Genomic DNA, 20,921 nt, shown 5'->3' on the forward strand with positions numbered 1-20,921 from the left:
AGGGCGATTCTTGCAGATCGCCCACATGCAGCGCCTTCGTAGCCTCCCGTGCCCTGCATCTCCCTTGTTAGGGAGACGGGAGTCACCCATTCATCGCCTTGACGATCTCCTCGGTGACCTTTTTGGCGTCACCGAGCAGCATCATCGTGCCGTCCTTATAGAACAGCGTGTTGTCGATGCCGGCATAACCGGAGCCGAGAGAACGTTTGACGAAGAGGCAGGTCTTGGCTTTGTCGACATCAAGGATCGGCATGCCGTAGATCGGTGACGTCTTGTCGTCGCGTGCGGCCGGATTGGTGACGTCGTTGGCACCGATGACATAGGCGACATCGGCCTGGGCAAATTCCGAATTGATATCTTCCAGCTCGAAGACTTCGTCATAAGGAACATTGGCCTCGGCCAGCAGCACATTCATATGGCCCGGCATACGGCCGGCGACGGGATGAATGGCGTATTTCACGTCGACGCCGTTCGCCTTCAGCTTGTCGGCCATTTCGCGCAGCGCATGTTGGGCCTGCGCCACCGCCATGCCATACCCTGGCACGATGATGACTTTCGATGCATTGGCCATCAAGTAAGCAGCGTCCTCAGCCGAGCCGAGCTTCACCGTCTTGTCGCTGTTATCGGCGCCACTGGAAGCCGTCTCCCCGCCAAAGCCGCCGAGAATGACGGAGACGAAGGAGCGGTTCATGCCCTTGCACATGATATAGCTGAGGATCGCGCCCGACGAGCCAACCAAAGCACCGGTGATGATCAGTGCCAGATTGCCGAGTGTGAAGCCGATCCCGGCCGCCGCCCAGCCGGAATAGGAATTCAGCATCGATACGACGACGGGCATATCGGCGCCGCCGATCGGCACGATCAGCAATACGCCGAGCGCGAGAGCCAGGGCGACGATCGCCCAGAAATCGAAGTGGCTTTCGCTGACACCAAGGCCGACGATGAAGAACACAATTAGCGCCAGCAACACGGCGTTGATGATATGCCGGTTGGGCAACAGGATCGGCTTGCCGGACATGCGGCCGTCGAGCTTCAGGAAGGCGATGATAGAGCCGGTGAAGGTTAGCGCGCCGATCGCGACGCCAATCGCCATTTCGACGCGAGCCTCGTGATGGATCGAGCCGATCGCGCCTATGCCGAAGGATGACGGCGTATAGAGTGCCGCAGCGGCGACCAGAACGGCGGCCAGACCGACCAGCGAATGGAAACCGGCGACGAGCTGCGGCATCGAAGTCATCGGAATGACGCGGGCGATATAGGCCCCTGCCCCACCACCAATGGCGAGGCCGAGGATGATGAGCACGAAGCCGCCGAAGGAGGGTGTGGCGAGAACCAGCGTCGTGGCAATGGCGATACCCATGCCGGCCATGCCGTAGAGATTGCCGCGGCGGCTTGTGGCCGGATGCGACAGGCCGCGCAGCGCCAGGATGAAGAGCACGCCGGAAACGAGATAGAGGAAGGCAGCGATATTGCTCAGCATGCCGTCCTCACTTGTCTTTCTTCTTGTACATCGCCAGCATGCGCTGGGTAACAAGGAAGCCGCCGACAATATTGACCGAGACGAGCACCAGCGCCACGAAGCCGAAACCGGTGGCAAGCCCACTGGCGGAAATGCCGACCGCCAGAAGCGCACCGACGACGATGACCGAAGAAATGGCATTCGTCACAGCCATCAGCGGCGTATGCAGGGCGGGAGTGACCGACCACACCACGTAATAGCCGACGAAGATCGCCAATGCGAAGATCGCCAATTCGAATACGAAGGGATCGATCGCGCCGCCGGAGATGGCGCTGACGGATTCCGGCGCCTGCGCAGCCGCGGTCCTCACGGCGCTGATGGCGTCATTCAATTGCTGGAGCGCCTGATCCATTGCTTGGCTGGCCATCTAGAGATCTCCCTTGTTGACCGTCGGCTGATCCGGGTCGACGAAGTTCGGATGCACAACTTCGCCCGCATCCGTCAGCATCGTCGCCTTGATCAGCTCGTCGGCCCGGTTAAGCCCGAGGCTCTTGCTATTCTTGTCGACCATCGTTTCCAGGAAGGTGACGAGGTTCTTGGCATAGAGTGCAGACGCGCTCGCCGGAATGCGGCCCGCCAGATTGGGATATCCGATCACCTTGACGCCCTCGACATCGGACACGGTTCCGAATCCGACACCCTCGATATTGCCGCCACGTTCGACGGCGAGATCGACGGCGACTGCGCCGGGGCGCATCGCCTTCAGCATCTCGCGGCTGACGAGCCGTGGCGCCGGGCGGCCGGGAATCAAGGCCGTAGTGATGACGATATCCTGCTTGGAGATATGTTCGGCAACGAGGGCCGCCTGCTTGGCCTGATAGTCTTTCGACATCTCCTTGGCATAGCCGCCGGCCGTTTCCGCCGCCTTGAACTCTTCATCCTCGACGGCAACGAATTTCGCGCCGAGCGAGGCGACCTGCTCCTTGGCCGCAGGACGGACGTCGGTGGCCGATACCTGTGCACCCAATCGCCTCGCGGTGGCGATCGCCTGCAGGCCGGCGACGCCCGCACCCATGACGAAGACCTTCGCCGCCGGCACTGTTCCGGCCGCCGTCATCATCATCGGCAAAGCCCGATCATAAACCGCGGCGGCCTCGATCACGGCCTGATAACCGGCAAGATTGGCCTGCGATGACAGCACGTCCATCGACTGCGCACGGGTGATGCGCGGCATCAACTCCATGGCGAAGCTCGTCAGCCCGGCTCGCGCCATGTCGGCGAGCGCCGCTTCGTTGCCATAGGGATCCATGATGGCGATAACGATCGCGCCGCTCTTGTAACCGGCAATCTCCCCGCCGGTCGGCCGGCGCACCTTGAGAATGACATCAGCCTGGGCTGCATCGTGAACGGAGCCGATCCGCGCGCCGATGGCTTCGTATTCACCGTCCGGAATGCGCGACAAAGCGCCGGCACCCGCTTCGACCACAATGTCAAAGCCAAGGCCTCTCATTTTCTTCACCGTTTCGATGGACGCGGCAACACGCGTCTCATCCGCCACGGTCTCTTTGGCGACAAAAACCAGATTGCCCAACGATACCACCTCGCGTCAAACGACAGCGCCGCTGAATACAGCAGCGCAATAGCCTGCAGAACCAGGCTAGCATTCCGGGGAAGGCGCGGGCCGGACGGCCCTGCATCGATCAGCGCGCTGGAATATCAGCGCACGAGTATGGAGCCAATGAATGATAGAACGCCGAAAATAAGCAGACCGCCGAGGAAGCCGGCATGACCGAAGAAACCGGCCGCCATCGCTATCAAAAGCGCGGCGATGATCGCCGATCCGACCCTGGCGACGAAAAGAAACCCATGGTAGGTCTTGTCGTGCTCCCTGTAATCCATCGGAGCACCCGTCTCGACCGGTCCGGTATGATGTTCGGCCATTCAAAAATCTCCCCTCAATCCGCTCCCCCGACCTGCTTTTGCAATCGCCGGTCGACTGGAGTTCAGCCTCGAAAGCTGCGGTGAATCTCTACGAAACACCGCAGCCAAATTTCCTCAATCGAGGCGTTACACAAAGCGGCGAAAAATGCAATGCACGAGAACGCCGCAGAGGCTCAAGAAGGCTTAGCCGAATTGCTGCCGAGCGGCGGCACGGCCGCCTGCAGCCATTCGCGCCGTCGGCAGAACAGTGAGGGGATGCGTGCCACCTTCAGCATCGCGGGAGAACATCATCCGCCGCTCATAAGGTTCCGAATCGAAGAATGGGTATCGTTCCATCAACTTGCCGCGAATCTCCTTCGACCGCGAAGCAAGCAGCGTCAGTTCGAAACCATAGGTCTCCGTCATGCGTGGCGGCACGATAGTATCGGCATAGAAGACACGTTTGTAGAAGGCGGCATGCGCTGGGCGGATATGCTGCATGACGCGGTCGGTGTCAAAATAGATGGCGCCGACGATTGCCGGTCTGAGCGTCAGATAAGGCAGAGCCGGCATTTCAAGCTCGAACTCGGGATCGATGGCGAAACGCGCCGGATCGATCAGCGTCATGCCGGCATCGAGAAAGGCATGAATTTCATCGGGAAAAATGCCGGTCGACTGGCAAACGCGATGATCCGGCGTGACATGGTGTATTCGCACCGTGCTCACCAGCTCTTCGTAGTAGTAAACGCCGAAAACGTAGGCCTGCTCGTCGAAATCGATCTCGTCGATCATGGTCTTGGCCGCAACCGGCAAAACCTCACGCGCTTTGTAGGCCTTGTAACGCAGGCGGGCGACATCCTCCATGTCCTCGCTGCTCTCTATCCGGCGGTATTCAACGTGATCAAGCACCTCCATTAGCTTGCCGGCGAAGCTATTTTGCAAAGTACTCATATAAGACATGTTCGCTATCCGTAATTTTAACGGACCATTATTGGTATTAATCAAAAAATTGATCAATATTAGATTCAATTTTTATTAATTATTTGTTCGTTAAGGTTAATTTTTTGACTACAGATACCGGTATAGATTCGAATATTCACAAATTCTTATTTATTAATTATTGTAGATTCGCTGGCCACTCCTCCCATTTTGCTGGGAAGAGCCTATCGTTACGGTAGGCAAGGAAGTATCGGTCGCGGAAATGCCTGCGTACCACTGAGGCGGGTGGGGTTATGCTGGAAAGAATGAGTTCGGCGCGACGGCCGCGGCAAATACGAAGAACGTTCGCGATTGGCCGGCTTGGCGAGGCCTAAGCCACATTATCCTGCCGGATGGCCGGCTGGTGGCGGCCGATATTGTCCACCATTTCGACGATGCTATCCCGCGGCACAGGAACTGAAAACACGTAGCCCTGGACGATGTCGGCCAGATCATACTGTTCAATGAGCGATAGCTGCTCCGGCGTCTCCACGCCCTCGATAACGATTTCCAGGCTGAGAGCCCGTGAAAGATCGGCGATGCCGCACAGGAGCTTGAAACGGCGGCTGTCCGTGGTGATGTCGCGGACGAAAGAGCGGTCGATCTTGACGATATCCACCGGCAACGTATCGAGATAGCTGAGACTGGAGAAGCCGGTGCCGAAATCATCGATGGCGATGGTGATGCCCCTGGTACGCAGGTCGACGAGAATGGACCGCACGATCGCAATTTCATCCATCAAGCAGCTTTCGGTGACTTCCAGATGCAGCCGCGACGGGTCCAGCCCCGATGCATCGAGCGCTTCCATGACCATGGTGACGATGTCGTTGCTGCGTAGGTCCTGTGCCGAGAGATTGACCGAGACCGAGATCGACTCCGGCCAGGTGGCGCAGTCTCGGCAGGCCTGATTGAGCATGAAGCGGGTGATGCCAGTCACGATGCCCATTTCCTCGGCGATCTGCACGAAGACGTTCGGTGGAATCGAGCCTTTTTCCGGATGTACCCACCGCGACAGAGCTTCGCAGCAATCGATGCGGCTGCCATCCGGCGCGAACATCGGCTGATAGACGGCATGCAGCTTGCCGCCCTCGATGGCCTCGCGCAGATCCTCTTTCAGCTTCTGCCGCTCAACGTAGCGCGCATCCATTTCCTCCTCGAAGGCAGAGCATCCACCCTTCATTCGCGACTTGGTTTCGAACAGCGCCAGATCGGCCTTGATCCGCCACTCCTCCGGACGGAAATCGCGGCTCGACATGGTCACATAGCCACCGCTGAAGGAAACGCGGAAACTATTGCGGTCGACATCGTAGAGACCGGCCATGGCGGCGTGCAGCGCACGAATGCGGCTATCCAGATCCGGCTCGCCATCCTCATTCGGGAAAAACAAGACAAATTGATCCCCGACGAGGCGAGCGGAAAGCGCCATATCTCCCGCCCTTTCCTTCAGCCGCGCGGCTATGGCGACCAGCAGCCGATCACCGATAAAATGCCCCTTGGTATCATTGACGTGCTTAAAGTCGTCCACATCGAGAACCAGAAGACCAATCTGGCTCTCGCGGGTGCGAGCGGCCAGCTTTTCCTTTACGAGGTCAACGAAATATTCGCGGTTCGGCAGGCCGGTCAGTGGGTCGAAGCGCACCATATGCAGGATCTTGCGCTCGGCGCGAATGCGCGGCGTCACGTCCTCGAAAATCAGAATGACAATGCCGTCGGCGCGGCGGCTTGCCGAAAACTCCAGAAACAGATCCTCATTGAACTGAATGAGGGTGCGCGATATCGAGCCGCTGACGAGCTGCGCCATCTGCCGCTGGATCAGGCCGGGCAGCGAGCCGTCGATGAAGGCATGGCGGGCGCCATAGCGCAGCACGACGTCGAATTCGCAGTCCCGGAGCTGCTCCTGATGCGCCAGATTCAAAAGCTCGCAGGCTTTGCGGTTCACCACCAGGATGCGATTGTCGGCATCCAGCATGAACAAGCCGTGCGTCATATTGTTGAGCGCCGTGTCGAACCGGTCGGCAATCAACGATATCTCACGCGAAGCGATGACATTCTTATAGAGAAATTCGCGCACGCCATTGGCCATCGAACGCGTCGTCAACCCGAAGGGCACGAGCATGATGGAGACGATGGACTTGTAAAGCTGCTCCGACATCAGGCAAGCGATGATGATCGGCAGGCAGCAGGCCATGGTCTGCAGGTCGATCGCCTTCTGCGAACCATAATTGCGGCCGACGATCGACACCATCGATGCCATGGTCACAGCGATACAGATGAACTCCGCCAACGGATCCTGGACGATCAGGATCGCGTAGCCGCTACCGATGCCGAGAATACCTGCCGTCCCTGCGGCGCCGAGCACATAGCGCGTTTCCCAACGCGCGATATCGGCGCGCGAAAAGGCATGCTTATTGGCGGCGTCAAACTGCCAGAAGGAATACATGCGGAAAGCGAAAACGGCGATAAAGGCGAGACAGAGACCGAGATAGATGCTCGCATCCGTGCTCAAGAACACGATGACATACGTGAGGACGTGAACGAACACACCCGTAAACAACGTTTTACGGTTTCCGAAAAGCGAACTTACGAACGACAGATAAACATCTGTCGGTACCGTGTCCGGGCTTTGAGGCTTCATTCAGAGTTCCCCTGATGCGGCAGGCACTCTAGTTGAAACTTTTTAAAATTTGATTGCCCAAATAGTGGGTATCTGGACGGATTTTCTAATCATCTCGGTTACTTACACTAATTTTGAGTGATATTTTGCATCGTATTCGTGCAATCGGTTAAAACTGATTCTACTCAGACTATATTTCTTCAATCATCAATTGCTAAAACACAAATCACTGAAAATAGGGGCGCGACCGGTCAAAGTTTGCCCGCCCTCTGCTGGATCATCATGAAGGTATCGAAAGTGTATTCGGAAAGTTGCATCCAGAGATAGGCATCCTTCTTGTAAGCAACCTGATCATCATAGATCCGCTTGAAATAATTGTTCGATTTCGAGAGATCAGCATAGATTCCCATAGCCGCCTGGAAACACGCCTCGAGAATTTCCTGGCTGAACGGGCGCAACGTCACGCCCTGCTTGACGATCTCCTTCAACGCCTGCGGATTTTTCACATCGTATTTCGCCAGCATGTTGGTGTTGGCAAAGGAGCAAGCATCCGCGAGGATCGCCTGATAATTCTTCGGCAGCGCGTTCCATTTTTCCAGATTGAAGAAGGCGTGCACGACGGCACCCCCTTCCCACCATCCGGGATAGTAATAATATTTGGCGATCTTCTGGAAACCGAGTTTCAGATCGTCATAAGGGCCGACCCACTCCACCGCATCGATCGTACCTTTGTCGAGCGCGGCAAATACGTCATTGATCGGGATATCCTGTTGCGGCACGACGCCGATCTTTTCGATGACCTTTCCGGCCAGGCCAGCAATGCGCATCTTCTGGCCCTTGAGATCGTCCAGCGTATTGATTTCCTTGCGGAACCAACCGCCCATCTGCACGCCGGTATTGCCGGCCGGCAGGCCGAAAATGCCCTGCGTGGCGTAAAACTCGTTCATCAGCTTGTTGCCGTTGCCCTGGTAGAACCAAGCATTGGAGAGCCGGGCATTAAGGCCGAACGGCAGAGCCGTGCCGATGGCATAGGTCGGGTCCTTGGTCCAGAAATAATAGGAACAGGTGTGGGCGGCATCGACCGTCCCGGCGCTCACCGCGTCGGCCGCCTGCGCGCCGGGCACGATCTCGCCCGCTTCATAGGTCTGGATGACGAAATTGCCGCCCGTCGCTTCCGAAACATGCGTGGCGATGTCCTCCGCGCCGCCATAGATCGTATCCAGGCTCTTCGGAAAGGAAGAGGTCATCTTCCAGGTGATCTTCGGATATTCCTGAGCCACAGCGGGACTGGCGAGCGCCGAGGCGGCCGCGCCCGCGCCAACCGCTCCGGCCCGCCTGATGAACGAACGGCGATCCATCGAAACCTCCCGTACAGATGGCATTGCGGGAAACATGCTCTCCCGATATGGCGCAAGTGATGGAGCTAATCACGCCGTGGTTTGTCTTTCAAGGTTGCTTTTGCACTGCATTATGGCGATTCCTGTACATCGTCATGACGAACGGAAACAAAGCCTCTTCGCAACCAGTCCGCGTTGCTGAAGCGTCGCTCTTCGCTTAGATTTGACCCGCCCCGGCATTGACACCATATTCATGCCGGGGTCTCAACTAACCCCGATAGTTTTGCACTTCTCCGGAGCCTTGCATGCCCAGACCGATCGTCGCCATTCCTGCCGATATCCGCGAATTCGATGGCGTGACTTGGCATGCGGTGCAGCAGCAATACATCCGGGCAGCCGTCAAAGCTGCGGGCCTGATGGCACTGATCGTCCCGGCGATGGAAGACGGCAACGATATCGACGCCATTCTCGACCGAGTCGACGGCCTGCTCGTCTCCGGCTCCGCCAGCAACGTGCACCCCTCGCTCTACAGCATGGAAGCGCGCGAGAGCGACGGTCCTTTTGATCCGGCCCGCGACGCCACGTCGCTGCCACTCATTCGCCGTGCCATCGATCGTGCCATCCCGATGCTCGCCATCTGCCGCGGCATCCAGGAGCTGAACGTCGCGCTGGGCGGCACGCTCGCCAGCGAAATCCAGGAGCAGCCGGGCATCTGGGATCACCGCAAACCGCCGAATGTCGATCGCGACACGATGTATTCGATCCGCCAAAGCGTGTTCGTCAAGGAAGGTTCCTGCATCGCCCGCGTCGTCGGCCCCGGCGAAGTGCGCGTAAACTCGCTGCACCGTCAGGCGATCGCCGAAACGGCGCCGCGGCTGCAGGTGGAAGCCGTCGCCGAAGACGGCACGATCGAAGCCGTCTCGGTCATCGACGCCAAGGCCTTCGCCGTCGGCGTGCAGTGGCATCCGGAATATTGGGCGGAAACCGATTCGCCTTCACGCAAGCTGTTTGTCGCCTTCGGCGATGCCGTGCGCGATTATGCGGCGAGCAAGGAGCAGCCTTTGGCCGCCCCTCGCCACCAGCAAGCCATTTGATCAAGCCTTCGATTTCACCGGGGTCTCCGGTACCGGGGTCAGCGCGGCGCCCTTGCCGAACCATGCGATGATATTGTCCGCCACGAGATCTGCCATCGCGTTGCGCGTCGGCACCGAGGCGGATGCCACATGCGGTAGCAGCGAGATATTCGGCAGCGAGAGATAGGCAGCAGGGACGTATGGCTCATCGTAGAAAACATCAAGGCCGGCAGCGCCAAGCGTGCCGTTCCGCAGGGCTGCGATCAGCGCATCGTCATCCACCGACCAGCCGCGCCCGACATTGATGAACACGCCCTGCGGTCCGAGCGCCGACAGGATCTCGGCATTGATGACCTTGTGCGTTTCCGGCGTCTTCGGCACGATGGAGATCAGCGTATCCACCGATTGTGCCATCTCCTTCAGGGTCGGATAGTAGTCGTAAGGCAAGGAGTCGCGCGGCGAGCGCGTGTGATAGCCGATCTTCACCTTGAACGGCTCCAGCCGTCTGGCGATCTCCAGGCCGATCCGGCCGAGACCGTAGATGCCGACGCGACGCCCCTTCAGGGAGAAAGGCGAGAGCGGAAAAGGCCCTTCCTTCACCCAGCGACCCTCACGCAGCCAGGTTTCCGCTTGCGGAAACTGCCGCAGCGTGTTCAGCAGCAAGGCAATCGCCGTATCGGCCACCTCATCGTTGAGCACATCGGGCGTGTTGGTAACCACGATGCCCTTCGAAGCCGCATGGCGGACATCGATGCCGTCATAGCCGACGCCGAAATTGGCGATGACTTCGATATTGGGGAAGGCATCCATCCAGACGGCATCGAAGCCACCCGACACCGCTACGCCACGCACACGCGCCGCCGTTTCCGCATCGACCCTCGGGCTCTCGCTGCGATCGAGCGCGACGATATCGAAGCGGCCGTTGAGCGTTTCGAGAACACGCGGGTGTATCTTCCCCGGAACGAGGACGGCGACGCGATTATCGGACATGATCTTTCCTCTTGAAGATGCGGTTCGGCGCTATTGGCGCGCCTGGTAGGGAGATGTCGATTGACGGATGCGCATTTCGGGCTTGATGAGATGAATACCATCCGGCTCATGGCTGCCCGCCAACCTATCCAAAAGCGCGCGCGCCGCAAGCCTTCCGACCTCCGCCTGGCCGTTCCACACCGTCGTCAGCGCCGGCGTCGCGATCGCCGCCTCTTCCAGATCGTCATAGCCGGTAACCGAAATATCCTTGCCCGGCACGAGGCCAGCGCGGGAGATGCCGTTCATCAAACCAATGGCCACGAGATCGTTCCAGCAGACGGCTGCCGTCGGCTTCTGCGGCAATGACAGGAGATGGACCGCCGCCTCGAAACCGCCCTGCTTGGAGCGAGCGCCGGGAATACGCAGATTGGGATCGACCTCGATGCCTGCCTTGCGCAGAGCGTTCACATAGCCCTGATAGCGATCACGGCCGGTGGAGGTCTGGTCCGTGCCGCCGATCATCGCGATGGTGCGGTGACCGAGGCTGATCAGGTGATTCGTTGCGAGCGAAATGCCGTAGCTGTCGTCCCCGCGAAAGGTCGGCAGATCCAGCCCCTCCATCGAACGGGCGACAAGGATGGCCGGCATGCCGTTTTCCTCCGCCAGATCGAAATCTTCCGGCGGCGTGCCGATTGCCGGCGACATGATGATGCCATCGCCTCCGAGCTGCAGCAGGGTTTCGACGAAGGTCCGCTGCTTCTCGACCGAATCATAGTGATTGGAGAGAATGAACGTATGGCGGCTGCGGTCGAGTTCGCTCTCGATCGCCTTCAGAATCTCCCCGTAGAACGGGTTCATGATGTCGTGGACGACGACGCCGATGATCCCGGATCGCGATGTCCTGAGGCTCGCCGCGCGGCGGTTATAGATATAGCCGAGCGTGCGCGCCTGATCCTTGATCTTCTCACGCGTATTCACCGCCACCAGCGGGCTGTCGCGTAAGGCAAGAGATACCGTCGCCGTTGAAATACCCAGCGTTTCTGCAATGGTCGAAAGCTTTATCTTTTGCGCCATGCGCTCCCCTCCCCGTGAAACGCAGCCAAATATATGATCCCGGCGTCTCACGATTCCGGAATTTAAAAACTTTAATTAAAAGCTTAAATCGCGCCGCGCAACTCGAATCCTTTAGGATTCTTAGAATTCCCCATCATCTTCCTCATGGTCGCCGGCCTGAAGATTGCCATCGATCGCCTTCAACAGGCGCACGAGCGAACGGACATCCTTCTCCGAAAAACCGCGTGTGGCGAGTTCATCGCAAACCGCCGCCGAACTGGTGATCTCTGTCACGCTGTTGCGCCCGGCCTCTGTGAGATAGACCTTTGTCAACCGGGCGTCCGCGGCATCGGGCCGCCGCTCGACGAAGCCCTGCGCTTCCATGCGCCCGATCGTGCGGGTCATGGTCGGCGCCTTGACGCCGAGCTTCTGCGCGAGCGTCCCTGCCGGCAGGCCATCGCTCTCCGCCAGCGCGAGGATGACGCCATCCTGGCCCGCGTAAAGGCCGCTTGCCGTCAGGTTGCGCGTCAGAACCGTGCGCATGGACCGTGCCGCCTGCGTCAACGCGGGCGACAAATCGGCAAGCGTGTAGTCGCCGTGGTCCTTCTTCTTACCCGACTTACTTTTTTTCCCGTCTTTGTTCTTCTTACCCATCGTGATTCCGTTGATCTTTCCGCCGCTGCAGCATCACGATATGACATTGCGCAGCTTATTGACATAAACAAGAGGCACATCTGCAGATGGCACAGCCTATGGCGCGTTTCGATGACAATGATAGGACGCTGACGCCAGTGGACCGGGCAAACTGGATCGCCGTCCTGCCGCTTGGCGCCCATGAACAACACGGCCCCCACCTGCCTTTCGAGACCGACACCTTGATTGCGGCAGGCATCGTCGCCCGCCTGAAGACGGCGCTGCCAGCCGATTTGCCCGTCACTTTTTTGCCCGTGGAGCCAATCGGTTACTCCATCGAGCACATGGATATTACCGGCACCAAGACACTCGCCTTCGACGAAGCTGTCAACCGATGGCTTGGTATTGCCGAAAACATGCACCACCTCGGCATCCGCAAATTCGTCATGTTGAACGCCCATGGCGGCAACTCACCCCTGATGACCATCGTGGCGACGGAAGCGCGCCTGCGCTTCGGAATGCTGGCCGTCGCGACCAGTTGGACGCGCTTCGGCGTGCCGGAAGGGTTGATTGCGCCAGAGGACAAGGCCATCGATATCCACGGCGGCGATATCGAGACCTCGGTCATGCTCGCGCTCCACCCGGAGAAAGTCGACGTGACCAAAGCTGCGGATTTTCCTTCCCGGCAATCCGATTTCATCAAGCGCTTCAAACATCTGCGCGCCTATGGCCCCCATGCCTTCGGCTGGAGGATGTCGGATCTGAATGTGCAAGGCGTGGCCGGCAATGCGAGTGTTGCGACGGCCGAGAAAGGCGAACGGCTGATCGCCCATGCCGTGAAGGGCCTAGTGGAGTTGTTGAGGGATGTCGATCGGTTCGATGTGGAGCCGTGGAGATAGCCGATCACTTGTATCAAGTGGTACAATCCATCATCTTATTGATGAATTCCCTTTCTCCACCGGGAGGCGGACATGCGTATTTCCCTCGATGATGCTGAGGGCCAACTCAAAGAATTGGTCCGCCTTGCCAAGCAAGGCGAAGAAATCGTGCTGACGCAGGACGGCCTGCCGGCTGCGCGCATACAGCCGATGAAAAAGCCCATGACTTCTGAAGAAAAAGAAAATCTTATCAAGAGATTACAAGAGGAAGTCAGGAAAAAAGACCTCCCTCCAGGCCCCGATGCCGCCAGAAGCCAAGATTTCCTCTACGATGAATACGGCTTGCCCAAGTGATCGTTGTTGACACGTCAGCCCTTGTCGCAATGCTTGCAAATGAATTGCATGCCGCCGCTTGCGAGGTGGTATTTCAAAATGAGAATCGTATTCTCATCTCCGCTGGAACAATGCTCGAAGCGCTCATTGTAGCGACGCGGCGCGGCTTCGAGAAGCAAATGCGGGAGCTTTTGACATCTCCCGCCTTAGAGATCATCGAGGTTACGTCGGAACGTGCGGAGCGGGCCGCAGATGCATATTCACGTTGGGGCAAAGGCATCCATCCCGCTGGCCTTAACTACGGCGATTGCTTCGCCTACGCCACCGCCAAGGAATATGACTGCCCTCTTCTCTTCGTCGGAAATGATTTCTCTCAGACCGACATCGAACCAGCCGCCCCAAACCTAATGTGATCTTATAACATACAAAAGCCTTTGAACTGGCGCCGCCAACTCCTTATATGGAACCCGATCACTTTCCGCTCTCCGGGGCAAATTCCCGTATTTCGAGGCTCCCATGACCGAAACAGCCACGCAGAAGCCCATTCCTGTCACCGTCCTGACCGGCTATCTCGGCGCCGGCAAGACGACGCTGCTGAACCGTATCCTCTCCGAAAACCACGGCAAGAAATATGCCGTCATCGTCAATGAGTTCGGCGAGATCGGCATCGACAATGATCTGATCGTGGAATCCGACGAAGAAATCTACGAGATGAACAATGGCTGCGTCTGTTGCACGGTGCGTGGAGACCTGATCCGCGTCGTTGAGGGCTTGATGCGCCGTCCCGGCCGTTTCGACGGCATCATCGTTGAAACCACCGGCCTTGCTGATCCGGTTCCCGTCGCTCAGACCTTCTTCATGGATGACGATGTGCGCGCCAAGACCGAACTCGATGCCGTCGTTGCCCTTGTCGATGCCAAGCATCTGCCGTTGCGCCTGAAGGACAGCCGCGAGGCGGAAGACCAGATCGCCTTTGCCGATGTGGTCGTCATCAACAAGTCCGATCTCGTCTCTGCGGAAGAGCTGGCTCAGATCGAAGACATCGTCCGCGCCATCAACCCGGCCGCCCGCGTCTACAAGACCACTCGCTCCGGCGTCGATCTCGCCCGCGTTCTGAACCAGGGCGCCTTCAACCTCGAGCGCGCACTGGAAAACGATCCACATTTCCTCGAGCACGGCCATGACGATCATGTCTGCGGCCCGGATTGCGATCATCACGACCATGATCACCATCATCATGACCACGATCACGATCACGATCATCACCACCATGATCATGATCACGACCACCATCACCACGCCCCGTCGCCAATACACGACGTGACCGTACAGTCGGTCTCGTTGCGCGGCGGTGAGATGAACCCGGAGCGCTTCTTCCCCTGGATCCAGAAGGTCACGCAAACGGACGGCCCGAACATTCTGCGCCTCAAGGGCATTATCGCCTTCAAGGGAGATGCGGAGCGCTATGTTGTCCAGGGCGTGCACATGATCATCGAAGGTGATCACCAGCGCCCTTGGAAGGATGGCGAAAAGCATGAGAGCCGCCTGGTCTTCATCGGCCGCGAACTCGACCGGGAAAAGCTGGAAAACAGCTTCAAGGCCTGCGAGGCGGCCGCCTGATGCCGACTGTTGCTCCGCTTGATATCGACGGCCACGTTCTGGCCGTCGAATTTTTAGGTGATACCCCCTTCTTCGCCAGCGCCGCCGGCGCGATTCATCGCCTGGAAGGCGGCGAGAAGGTGACCGAAGCCCATCAGGGCATGCTCACCTGCATTCGCGATCCCCACAGCGACAGCCTGATTTCCGGCGGTGAGGACGGCAAGGTTCTCCGGATTGCCGCGGATGGTGGCGTTACCGTGCTTGCCGAAGCTCCGCGCAAATGGATCACCCAGGTCGCCGCCGGTCCGCAGGGCGCTGTTGCCTACGCCTACGGGAAAAGCAGCTTCGTGCGGCTGGCAGATGGCTCCATCAAGGAATTTACCGAGGAGCGCACCGTCGAAGGCATCGCCTTCGCGCCGAAGGGCCTGCGTATCGCTGTCGCGCGCTATAACGGCGTGTCGCTGCATTGGGTCGGCATGGCCGCGCAGCCGGTCAATCTGGAGTGGAAGGGCGCCCATACCGGCGTCACCTTCTCTCCCGACGGTCAATTCGTCGTCACCAGCATGCAGGAAAACGCCCTTCACGGCTGGAAGATGGACGCGAAGCCCGGCGCCGAAGCCCGGCACATGCGCATGACCGGCTATCCCGCCAAGGTGAAATCGCTCTCCTGGTCCAACAAGGGCAAGTGGCTCGCCTCCTCCGGCGCACCGGCGGCAATCGTCTGGCCGTTTCAGGGCAAAGATGGCCCGATGGGCAAGGCACCGCTGGAACTCGGCACCCGTGGCAACATCATGGCGACGTCGGTCAAGTTTCATCCGGTGGAAGACATCCTGGCGATCGGCTTCATTGACGGCATGATCCTTGCGGTGCGCATCGGCGACTCCAAGGAAGCGCTCTTGCGCCGCCCAGGCAAAGGTGCGATCACCTCCATGAGCTGGAGCAAATCCGGCAAGCTGCTCGCCTTTGCCTCCGAGGCCGGCGATTGCGGCGTGGTTGACGTTTCCGCTTGACGAGAAAGACATGGCCATGTCCCAGACAGGAACGGCAATCGCCGAACATCCCGCTGCCCTAGCCGGCAGCGTATGGGACGTGATCCGCCACGAGGCCGCCGATCTCGCCGGCCGCGAACCGACCCTGCGCCCGCTGCTCGCGGCGCAGATCATCGCAACGCAGTCGGATGCCGAAAGCCTCGCCAATGTGTTGGTCGCCCGGCTTTCCGTCGCCAAGATCGAAACCGACGATCTCTTCGCCTTGTTTCATGAGGTGCTGACGCGGCATATCGCGATCCTGCAGGCAACGGAGGCCGACCTCGTCGCCGTCCGTACCCGCGATCCCGCCTGCACGACCTATTTGCATGCGCTGTTGAACCTCAAGGGGTTCCACGCCCTGCAGACCCATCGCATCGCCCATGCGCTCTGGACGGAAGGCCGGCCGGAAATCGCCAGTTGGCTTTCCAACCTGGCCTCGCTGGTCTTCGGCCCGGATATTCATCCGGCGGCAAGGATCGGCTCGTCCATCATGCTCGATCACGGTTCCGGCATCGTCATCGGCGAGACTGCCGTCATCGAAGATGAAGTCTCCATTCTGCAGAATGTCACGCTCGGAGGCACCGGCAAGGAAACCGGCGACCGGCATCCGAAGATCCGCCACGGCGTCATGATCGGCGCCGGCGCAAAAATCCTCGGCAACATTGAAGTCGGCGCCTTCAGCAAGGTTGCGGCTGGTAGCGTCGTGGTGAAGCCGGTTCCGGCCCATTGCACCGTCGCCGGCGTACCAGCCACGGTCGTCCGCATCCACCGCGCCGACGAAATTCCGGCCGAGACGATGGATCAGAACATCTAGTTGAACGCGCCGCGGCCTCGTGGCCGACCCTCGTGGTTCGAGGCCCTGCCGCCATCGCTACGCTCCGGCGTCAGTGCACCTCACCATGAGGACGGAATGAGCGCCAGTATTTGAAAATCAAATGGCTTTCTCTGTCTCAAGCACTGAGCTGCTTGAGCGGCGGAGCGGGAGGAGGAGCCCTCATGGTGAGGAGGCCCATAGGGCCGTCTCGAACCACGAGGGCGGATGAAGGAGCTCACCTTTAGCCCGTGACATAAGGTAGCATCGCCGCGTTTCCCGACGGGCGCTCTCCGTTGGTCATTGGCCCTCGCTGCAGAATCAGCCTTTTGTCGCCCGCCGCCATGTTCGACAAAAGCGGAATCCCCTCGCCCTATCCTTCATGGAACTGTCATGCTCCGTTGATAGCTCGAAATGGTTCTTTCCGCCTCGGCGCGGCGCATTTTAAGCGTCGAGGCACGGACCCCCACTCGAGAGGATATGACAATGATCCGTCTTTCGCGTCGCGCCGCCCTTGCCGCCGGCAGCGCGCTTACCCTGATTTCGCTCTGTTCCACCGCCGGCGCTGCCGATAAGGCCCCGCCAACCAATACCGCGATGCCGATCAAGCATCTGGTCGTCGTCTTCCAGGAAAACGTTTCCTTCGACCATTATTTCGCGACCTACCCCAAGGCCGCAAACGTCGATGGTGAGCCGGCATTCAAGGCCGCGGATAACACGCCGACCGATATCAACACGCTCGCCAATGCCGGTCTTCTCGACAACAATCCAAACAAGACGAATGCGGCGAACGGCGCCGATGCTGCCGCTCCTTTCCGCCTCGATCGCACGCAGGCAGCAACCCAGTCGCAGAACCACGGCTATACCGCCGAGCAAGCCGCTTACAACAACTTCGCGATGGACCTGTTCCCGGCCAATACCGGCAGGGGCACCAAGGGTGCTGCCGGCGCTTTCGGCACCAAGGGCCAGGTCATGGGCTATTATGACGGCAACACCGTCACGGCGCTCTGGAACTACGCTCAGCACTATGCCCTGAACGACAATTCCTTCTCCACCAATTTCGGCCCGTCGACCCCCGGCGCGCTGAACCTCATCTCCGGCCAGACCAACGGCGCCATCCTGCCGCCCGGCTATACGCTGGAGAAGGACGGCACCTATTCCAAGGGCCGTATCGTGCCTGACGGCAATGGCGGCTGGACTGTCATCAGCGACTTCGATCCGACTGGCGACGTCTGCTCGGTCGGCCAGACGGGGCTGATGTACGGCAAGAACATCGGCGACATGCTGAACGAACACAACATCACCTGGGGCTTCTTCGAAGGCGGCTTCGATCTGACGGTGACCAATGCCGACGGCACGACGGGCTGCAAACGCGCAACGACCTCGACAGTCACCCAGGTCAACAGCGTTGACTATATCCCGCATCACCAGCCGTTCCAGTACTACGCCTCGACCGCAAACCCGACGCATGCGCGTCCGTCCTCGGTTGCTGCGATCGGCAGCACTGATGCGGCCAACCACCAGTACGACATGACGGACTTCTATGCGGCGCTGAAGAACGGCAACATGCCGACCGTCAGCTTCCTGAAGGCACCTGCCTATCAGGACGGTCATGCCGGCTATTCCGATCCGCTCGACGAGCAGGAATTCGTGACCCAGGTGGTCAATACCGTTCAGAATTCGCCGGATTGGAAGGACACTGCCATCATCGTGCTCTACGACGATTCCGACGGCTGGTATGACCACGCCCACGCTGTCGTCAATCCGTCGAAGATTGGCGTCAAGGGTTATGACGTGCTGAACGGCGACGGTTGCTCCACCGGTACGCCGCTGCCGGGCGTCAACGGACAGCCGGCCCAGGGCCGCTGCGGCTACGGCACGCGCCAGCCGCTGCTGGTGATCTCGCCCTACTCCAAGGTCAACTTCGTCGACCACACCTTGACCGACCAGACCTCCGTCATGCGCTTCATTGAAGACAACTGGATGGCCGGCGAACGCCTCGGTGGCGGCTCGTTCGATGCGATTTCCGGCTCGCTGAACAACATGTTCGATTGGTCGAAGGGCGATGCGCAGAAGTTGATCCTCGACACGAAGACCGGCAACAGCGCTTCCTAAGCCAAGAACGAGGGGATGGACGATGTCCTTGAAGAAGCACCATTTCCTTCCCCTGATCGCACTCGCGAGCGTCTCGCTCGCGGGGGCGACCATCGGCTTGGCGAGCGAACCCGCCGCCAATGCCGTCGCCGCAAATACCTATGACGATCCGGCTTCGCTGAGCGCCGTTGCTCAGCTCGGCAAGAAGCTGTTCTTCGATCCATCGCTCTCGAGGAGCGGCCAGATGTCGTGCGCGACCTGCCACGATCCCAACAACCACTATGCGCCGGCTAATGACCACGCCGTGCAGCTCGGCGGCCCGCATCTCGACCAGCCGGGCATCCGCACCGTACCGAGCCTCGCCTACAAAATGTTGACGCCTTCCTTCTCCGTCGGCGCGGAAAGTGCTGCCGACGAAGCAGCCGAAGCAGCACCAATGACTGAGGCCTCCGGCGTGGCGCTCGCCAATACCCCCGCCACCGTCGCGGGGCCGCTGACTGCGCAGGCCGTCGTCAAGGCCGATTCGAATGCGCCGGATATGGTGCCGCAGGGCGGCATGTTCTGGGACGGCCGGGTCGATTCGCTGCAAGAACAAGCGCTGCAGCCGATGATCTCGCCCTTCGAGATGGCCAATGCCGATGCTGCCACCGTCTATGCCAAGCTGAAACAGAGCTACGGCAAGGACATTGGCGCCCTCTTCGGCAACAATATCCTCAACGACCAGGATATGACGATCGCCGAAGTCGGTTTTGCGCTGGCGCGCTATCAGATCGAAGAGCCCTCCTTCCATCCGTTTTCGAGCAAATACGACTATTATCTGCGCGGCAAGGCGGTGCTCTCGGACGCTGAAATGCGCGGACTGAAGCTGTTCGACGATCCCAAGAAGGGCAATTGCGCCTCCTGCCATCTCGACAAGATGACGGGCGACGGCCAGATGCCGAACTTCACCGATTTCGAATTCGAGGCGCTTGGCACACCGCGCAATCCAGACATTCCGGCCAATGCCGACGCGCATTATTACGATACCGGCATCTGCGGCCCGCTGCGCAACGACACCTACTCGGCCCAGCCGCAGAATTGCGGGCTCTTCAAGACCCCGACGCTGCGCAATGTCGCCGCCCGCCACGTCTTCTTCCACAATGGCGTCTACCACTCGTTGGAGGATGTCACCCGCTTCTACGTCAAGCGCGATACCAATCCGGCCGAGATCTATCCAAAGGATGCGAGTGGCAAGATCCTGCAATACAACGACCTGCCGGCACAATATCAGGCCAATATCGACGTCATCGACGCGCCCATGAACCGCAAACTCGGCAATGCCCCGGCTCTGAACGATACGGAAATCGCCGATGTCGTCGCATTTCTGAAAACGCTGACGGACGGCTACGATCCGGCGAAGGACGGCGTGAAGGCGGCCAAATAAAAACGCCTCCGCTCAGGATGGGCGAAGGCGAATCGAGATTTTTGAGCAGTTCAGCGTCTCACGGGATCGCCAAACCGCTTTATTTGTTTGTCTTACGCAGCCTTGGCGATCGGCGGCTGAGCAAGCTTGCGGCCGCTGGCGACGATTATGCCGGCAGCGCTGTCGAGCCAGCCTTCCTTGAGCTCAAGAGCAAGGAAACGCTCGCGCTGGAACGGGCCGGGCATGATAAGATGGCGGGTCTTTGCGGCAAAGAAGCCGAAGCGCTCATAGTAGGGCGCATCGCCGACGAGCAGGATCGCACCATGGCCGCGCTTCTTGGCTTCCAGGATGGCTGCGCGCATCAGCGCCGAACCCATACCCTTGCCTTCATAGGCGGGATCGACCGCTAGCGGCCCGAGCAGCAGCGCATCGACCGGACGGGTCTCGCGATCGACACCGGCCTCGACGTTCCACAGGCGAACCGTGCCGACGACATGACCGGCGCGATCGCGGGCGACCAGTGCCAGGCCTTCGGCCGGAACGCGGCCCTGGCGCAACTTTTCGGACGACTTCTTGCGGCGCTCCGCGCCCATGGCGCGATCCAGCAGATTTTCGCGCGCAACGACATCGCCTGCGTTTTCCAGGTCGAGGGTGAAAGTGGAAGGCGCAAAGAATGCGCGTACAGAATCAAGAACAGCGGCCATCTCGGCCTCCCGTGCCCAATACCGTTATCAGCGGTG

Annotated in this window: 20 protein-coding genes; 9 read left to right on the forward strand and 11 right to left on the reverse strand. The window is 59.4% G+C overall.

Features of this window, described 5'->3' with window-relative positions:
* Positions 1-82 precede the first annotated feature (82 nt).
* From GGD50_RS07935 to GGD50_RS07965, 7 genes are all read right to left on the reverse strand, one after another.
* Positions 83-1,477 carry an NAD(P)(+) transhydrogenase (Re/Si-specific) subunit beta gene (locus GGD50_RS07935; RefSeq protein ID WP_107109473.1) on the reverse strand — a complete coding sequence of 465 codons (1,395 nt, stop codon included), beginning with the start codon at positions 1,475-1,477 and terminating at the stop codon, positions 83-85.
* Positions 1,478-1,487: 10 nt separating this feature from the next.
* The gene (locus GGD50_RS07940) at positions 1,488-1,886 is read right to left on the reverse strand and encodes an NAD(P) transhydrogenase subunit alpha part 2 (RefSeq protein ID WP_107109232.1); all 399 of its coding nucleotides are present in this window, start codon (positions 1,884-1,886) and stop codon (positions 1,488-1,490) included.
* The gene (locus GGD50_RS07945) at positions 1,887-3,050 is read right to left on the reverse strand and encodes a Re/Si-specific NAD(P)(+) transhydrogenase subunit alpha (protein WP_107109233.1); all 1,164 of its coding nucleotides are present in this window, start codon (positions 3,048-3,050) and stop codon (positions 1,887-1,889) included. It abuts the gene before it with no gap.
* 125 nt (positions 3,051-3,175) lie between these two features.
* Complete coding sequence (locus GGD50_RS07950) at positions 3,176-3,400, reverse strand: aa3-type cytochrome c oxidase subunit IV (RefSeq protein WP_107109234.1); 225 nt, start codon at positions 3,398-3,400, stop codon at positions 3,176-3,178.
* Positions 3,401-3,583: 183 nt separating this feature from the next.
* The gene (locus tag GGD50_RS07955; protein WP_107109235.1) at positions 3,584-4,339 is read right to left on the reverse strand and encodes an N-acyl amino acid synthase FeeM domain-containing protein; all 756 of its coding nucleotides are present in this window, start codon (positions 4,337-4,339) and stop codon (positions 3,584-3,586) included.
* 349 nt (positions 4,340-4,688) lie between these two features.
* On the reverse strand, positions 4,689-6,992 hold the full coding sequence (locus tag GGD50_RS07960; protein WP_107109236.1) for a putative bifunctional diguanylate cyclase/phosphodiesterase: 2,304 nt from the start codon (positions 6,990-6,992) through the stop codon (positions 4,689-4,691).
* A 230-nt stretch (positions 6,993-7,222) separates the two neighbouring features.
* Positions 7,223-8,329 (reverse strand): TRAP transporter substrate-binding protein, encoded by a 1,107-nt coding sequence (locus GGD50_RS07965; RefSeq protein ID WP_107109237.1) that lies wholly within the window; start codon positions 8,327-8,329, stop codon positions 7,223-7,225.
* Between the two features lie 284 nt (positions 8,330-8,613).
* On the opposite strand from GGD50_RS07965, the gene GGD50_RS07970 reads away from it, so the two are divergent.
* Entirely contained in the window at positions 8,614-9,402 is a 789-nt protein-coding gene (locus tag GGD50_RS07970) for a gamma-glutamyl-gamma-aminobutyrate hydrolase family protein (RefSeq protein WP_107109238.1), read from the forward strand.
* Here GGD50_RS07970 and GGD50_RS07975 read toward each other — a convergent pair whose 3' ends face one another.
* From GGD50_RS07975 to GGD50_RS07985, 3 genes are all read right to left on the reverse strand, one after another.
* Positions 9,403-10,371: a 2-hydroxyacid dehydrogenase gene (locus tag GGD50_RS07975; RefSeq protein ID WP_107109239.1), complete on the reverse strand. Its 969-nt coding sequence runs from the start codon at positions 10,369-10,371 to the stop codon at positions 9,403-9,405.
* A gap of 30 nt (positions 10,372-10,401) precedes the next feature.
* The gene (locus GGD50_RS07980; RefSeq protein ID WP_107109240.1) at positions 10,402-11,424 is read right to left on the reverse strand and encodes a LacI family DNA-binding transcriptional regulator; all 1,023 of its coding nucleotides are present in this window, start codon (positions 11,422-11,424) and stop codon (positions 10,402-10,404) included.
* 120 nt (positions 11,425-11,544) lie between these two features.
* Entirely contained in the window at positions 11,545-12,057 is a 513-nt protein-coding gene (locus GGD50_RS07985) for a MarR family winged helix-turn-helix transcriptional regulator (RefSeq protein WP_107109241.1), read from the reverse strand.
* A gap of 86 nt (positions 12,058-12,143) precedes the next feature.
* On the opposite strand from GGD50_RS07985, the gene GGD50_RS07990 reads away from it, so the two are divergent.
* The 8 genes from GGD50_RS07990 to GGD50_RS08025 all read left to right on the forward strand — a co-directional run bounded on the left by GGD50_RS07990 (position 12,144) and on the right by GGD50_RS08025 (position 20,202).
* A complete protein-coding gene (locus GGD50_RS07990; RefSeq protein ID WP_107109242.1) occupies positions 12,144-12,935 on the forward strand; it encodes a creatininase family protein in 792 nt (263 codons plus the stop codon).
* A 72-nt stretch (positions 12,936-13,007) separates the two neighbouring features.
* A complete protein-coding gene (locus tag GGD50_RS07995; protein ID WP_107109243.1) occupies positions 13,008-13,268 on the forward strand; it encodes a type II toxin-antitoxin system Phd/YefM family antitoxin in 261 nt (86 codons plus the stop codon).
* Positions 13,265-13,660, forward strand: a complete 396-nt coding sequence (locus GGD50_RS08000; RefSeq protein ID WP_107109244.1) for a type II toxin-antitoxin system VapC family toxin — start codon at positions 13,265-13,267, stop codon at positions 13,658-13,660. The genes GGD50_RS07995 and GGD50_RS08000 overlap by 4 nt, the downstream gene beginning before the upstream one ends.
* 103 nt (positions 13,661-13,763) lie before the next feature.
* Positions 13,764-14,867 (forward strand): CobW family GTP-binding protein, encoded by a 1,104-nt coding sequence (locus GGD50_RS08005; protein WP_107109245.1) that lies wholly within the window; start codon positions 13,764-13,766, stop codon positions 14,865-14,867.
* Complete coding sequence (locus GGD50_RS08010) at positions 14,867-15,856, forward strand: WD40 repeat domain-containing protein (protein WP_107109246.1); 990 nt, start codon at positions 14,867-14,869, stop codon at positions 15,854-15,856. The genes GGD50_RS08005 and GGD50_RS08010 overlap by 1 nt, the downstream gene beginning before the upstream one ends.
* A 16-nt stretch (positions 15,857-15,872) precedes the next feature.
* Entirely contained in the window at positions 15,873-16,688 is an 816-nt protein-coding gene (cysE, locus tag GGD50_RS08015) for a serine O-acetyltransferase (protein ID WP_107109474.1), read from the forward strand.
* Positions 16,689-17,171: 483 nt separating this feature from the next.
* The gene (locus GGD50_RS08020) at positions 17,172-18,800 is read left to right on the forward strand and encodes a phospholipase C (protein WP_107109247.1); all 1,629 of its coding nucleotides are present in this window, start codon (positions 17,172-17,174) and stop codon (positions 18,798-18,800) included.
* A 22-nt stretch (positions 18,801-18,822) separates the two neighbouring features.
* Positions 18,823-20,202 carry a cytochrome-c peroxidase gene (locus tag GGD50_RS08025; protein WP_107109248.1) on the forward strand — a complete coding sequence of 460 codons (1,380 nt, stop codon included), beginning with the start codon at positions 18,823-18,825 and terminating at the stop codon, positions 20,200-20,202.
* Positions 20,203-20,294: 92 nt separating this feature from the next.
* Here the strand turns inward: GGD50_RS08025 and GGD50_RS08030 are convergent, their stop codons facing one another.
* Positions 20,295-20,885 (reverse strand): GNAT family N-acetyltransferase, encoded by a 591-nt coding sequence (locus tag GGD50_RS08030; protein WP_107109249.1) that lies wholly within the window; start codon positions 20,883-20,885, stop codon positions 20,295-20,297.
* Positions 20,886-20,921: the final 36 nt, after the last annotated feature.

Source organism: Martinezella paranaensis (genome assembly GCF_014200235.1).
GTDB classification, from domain to species: Bacteria; Pseudomonadota; Alphaproteobacteria; order Rhizobiales; family Rhizobiaceae; genus Rhizobium; species Rhizobium paranaense.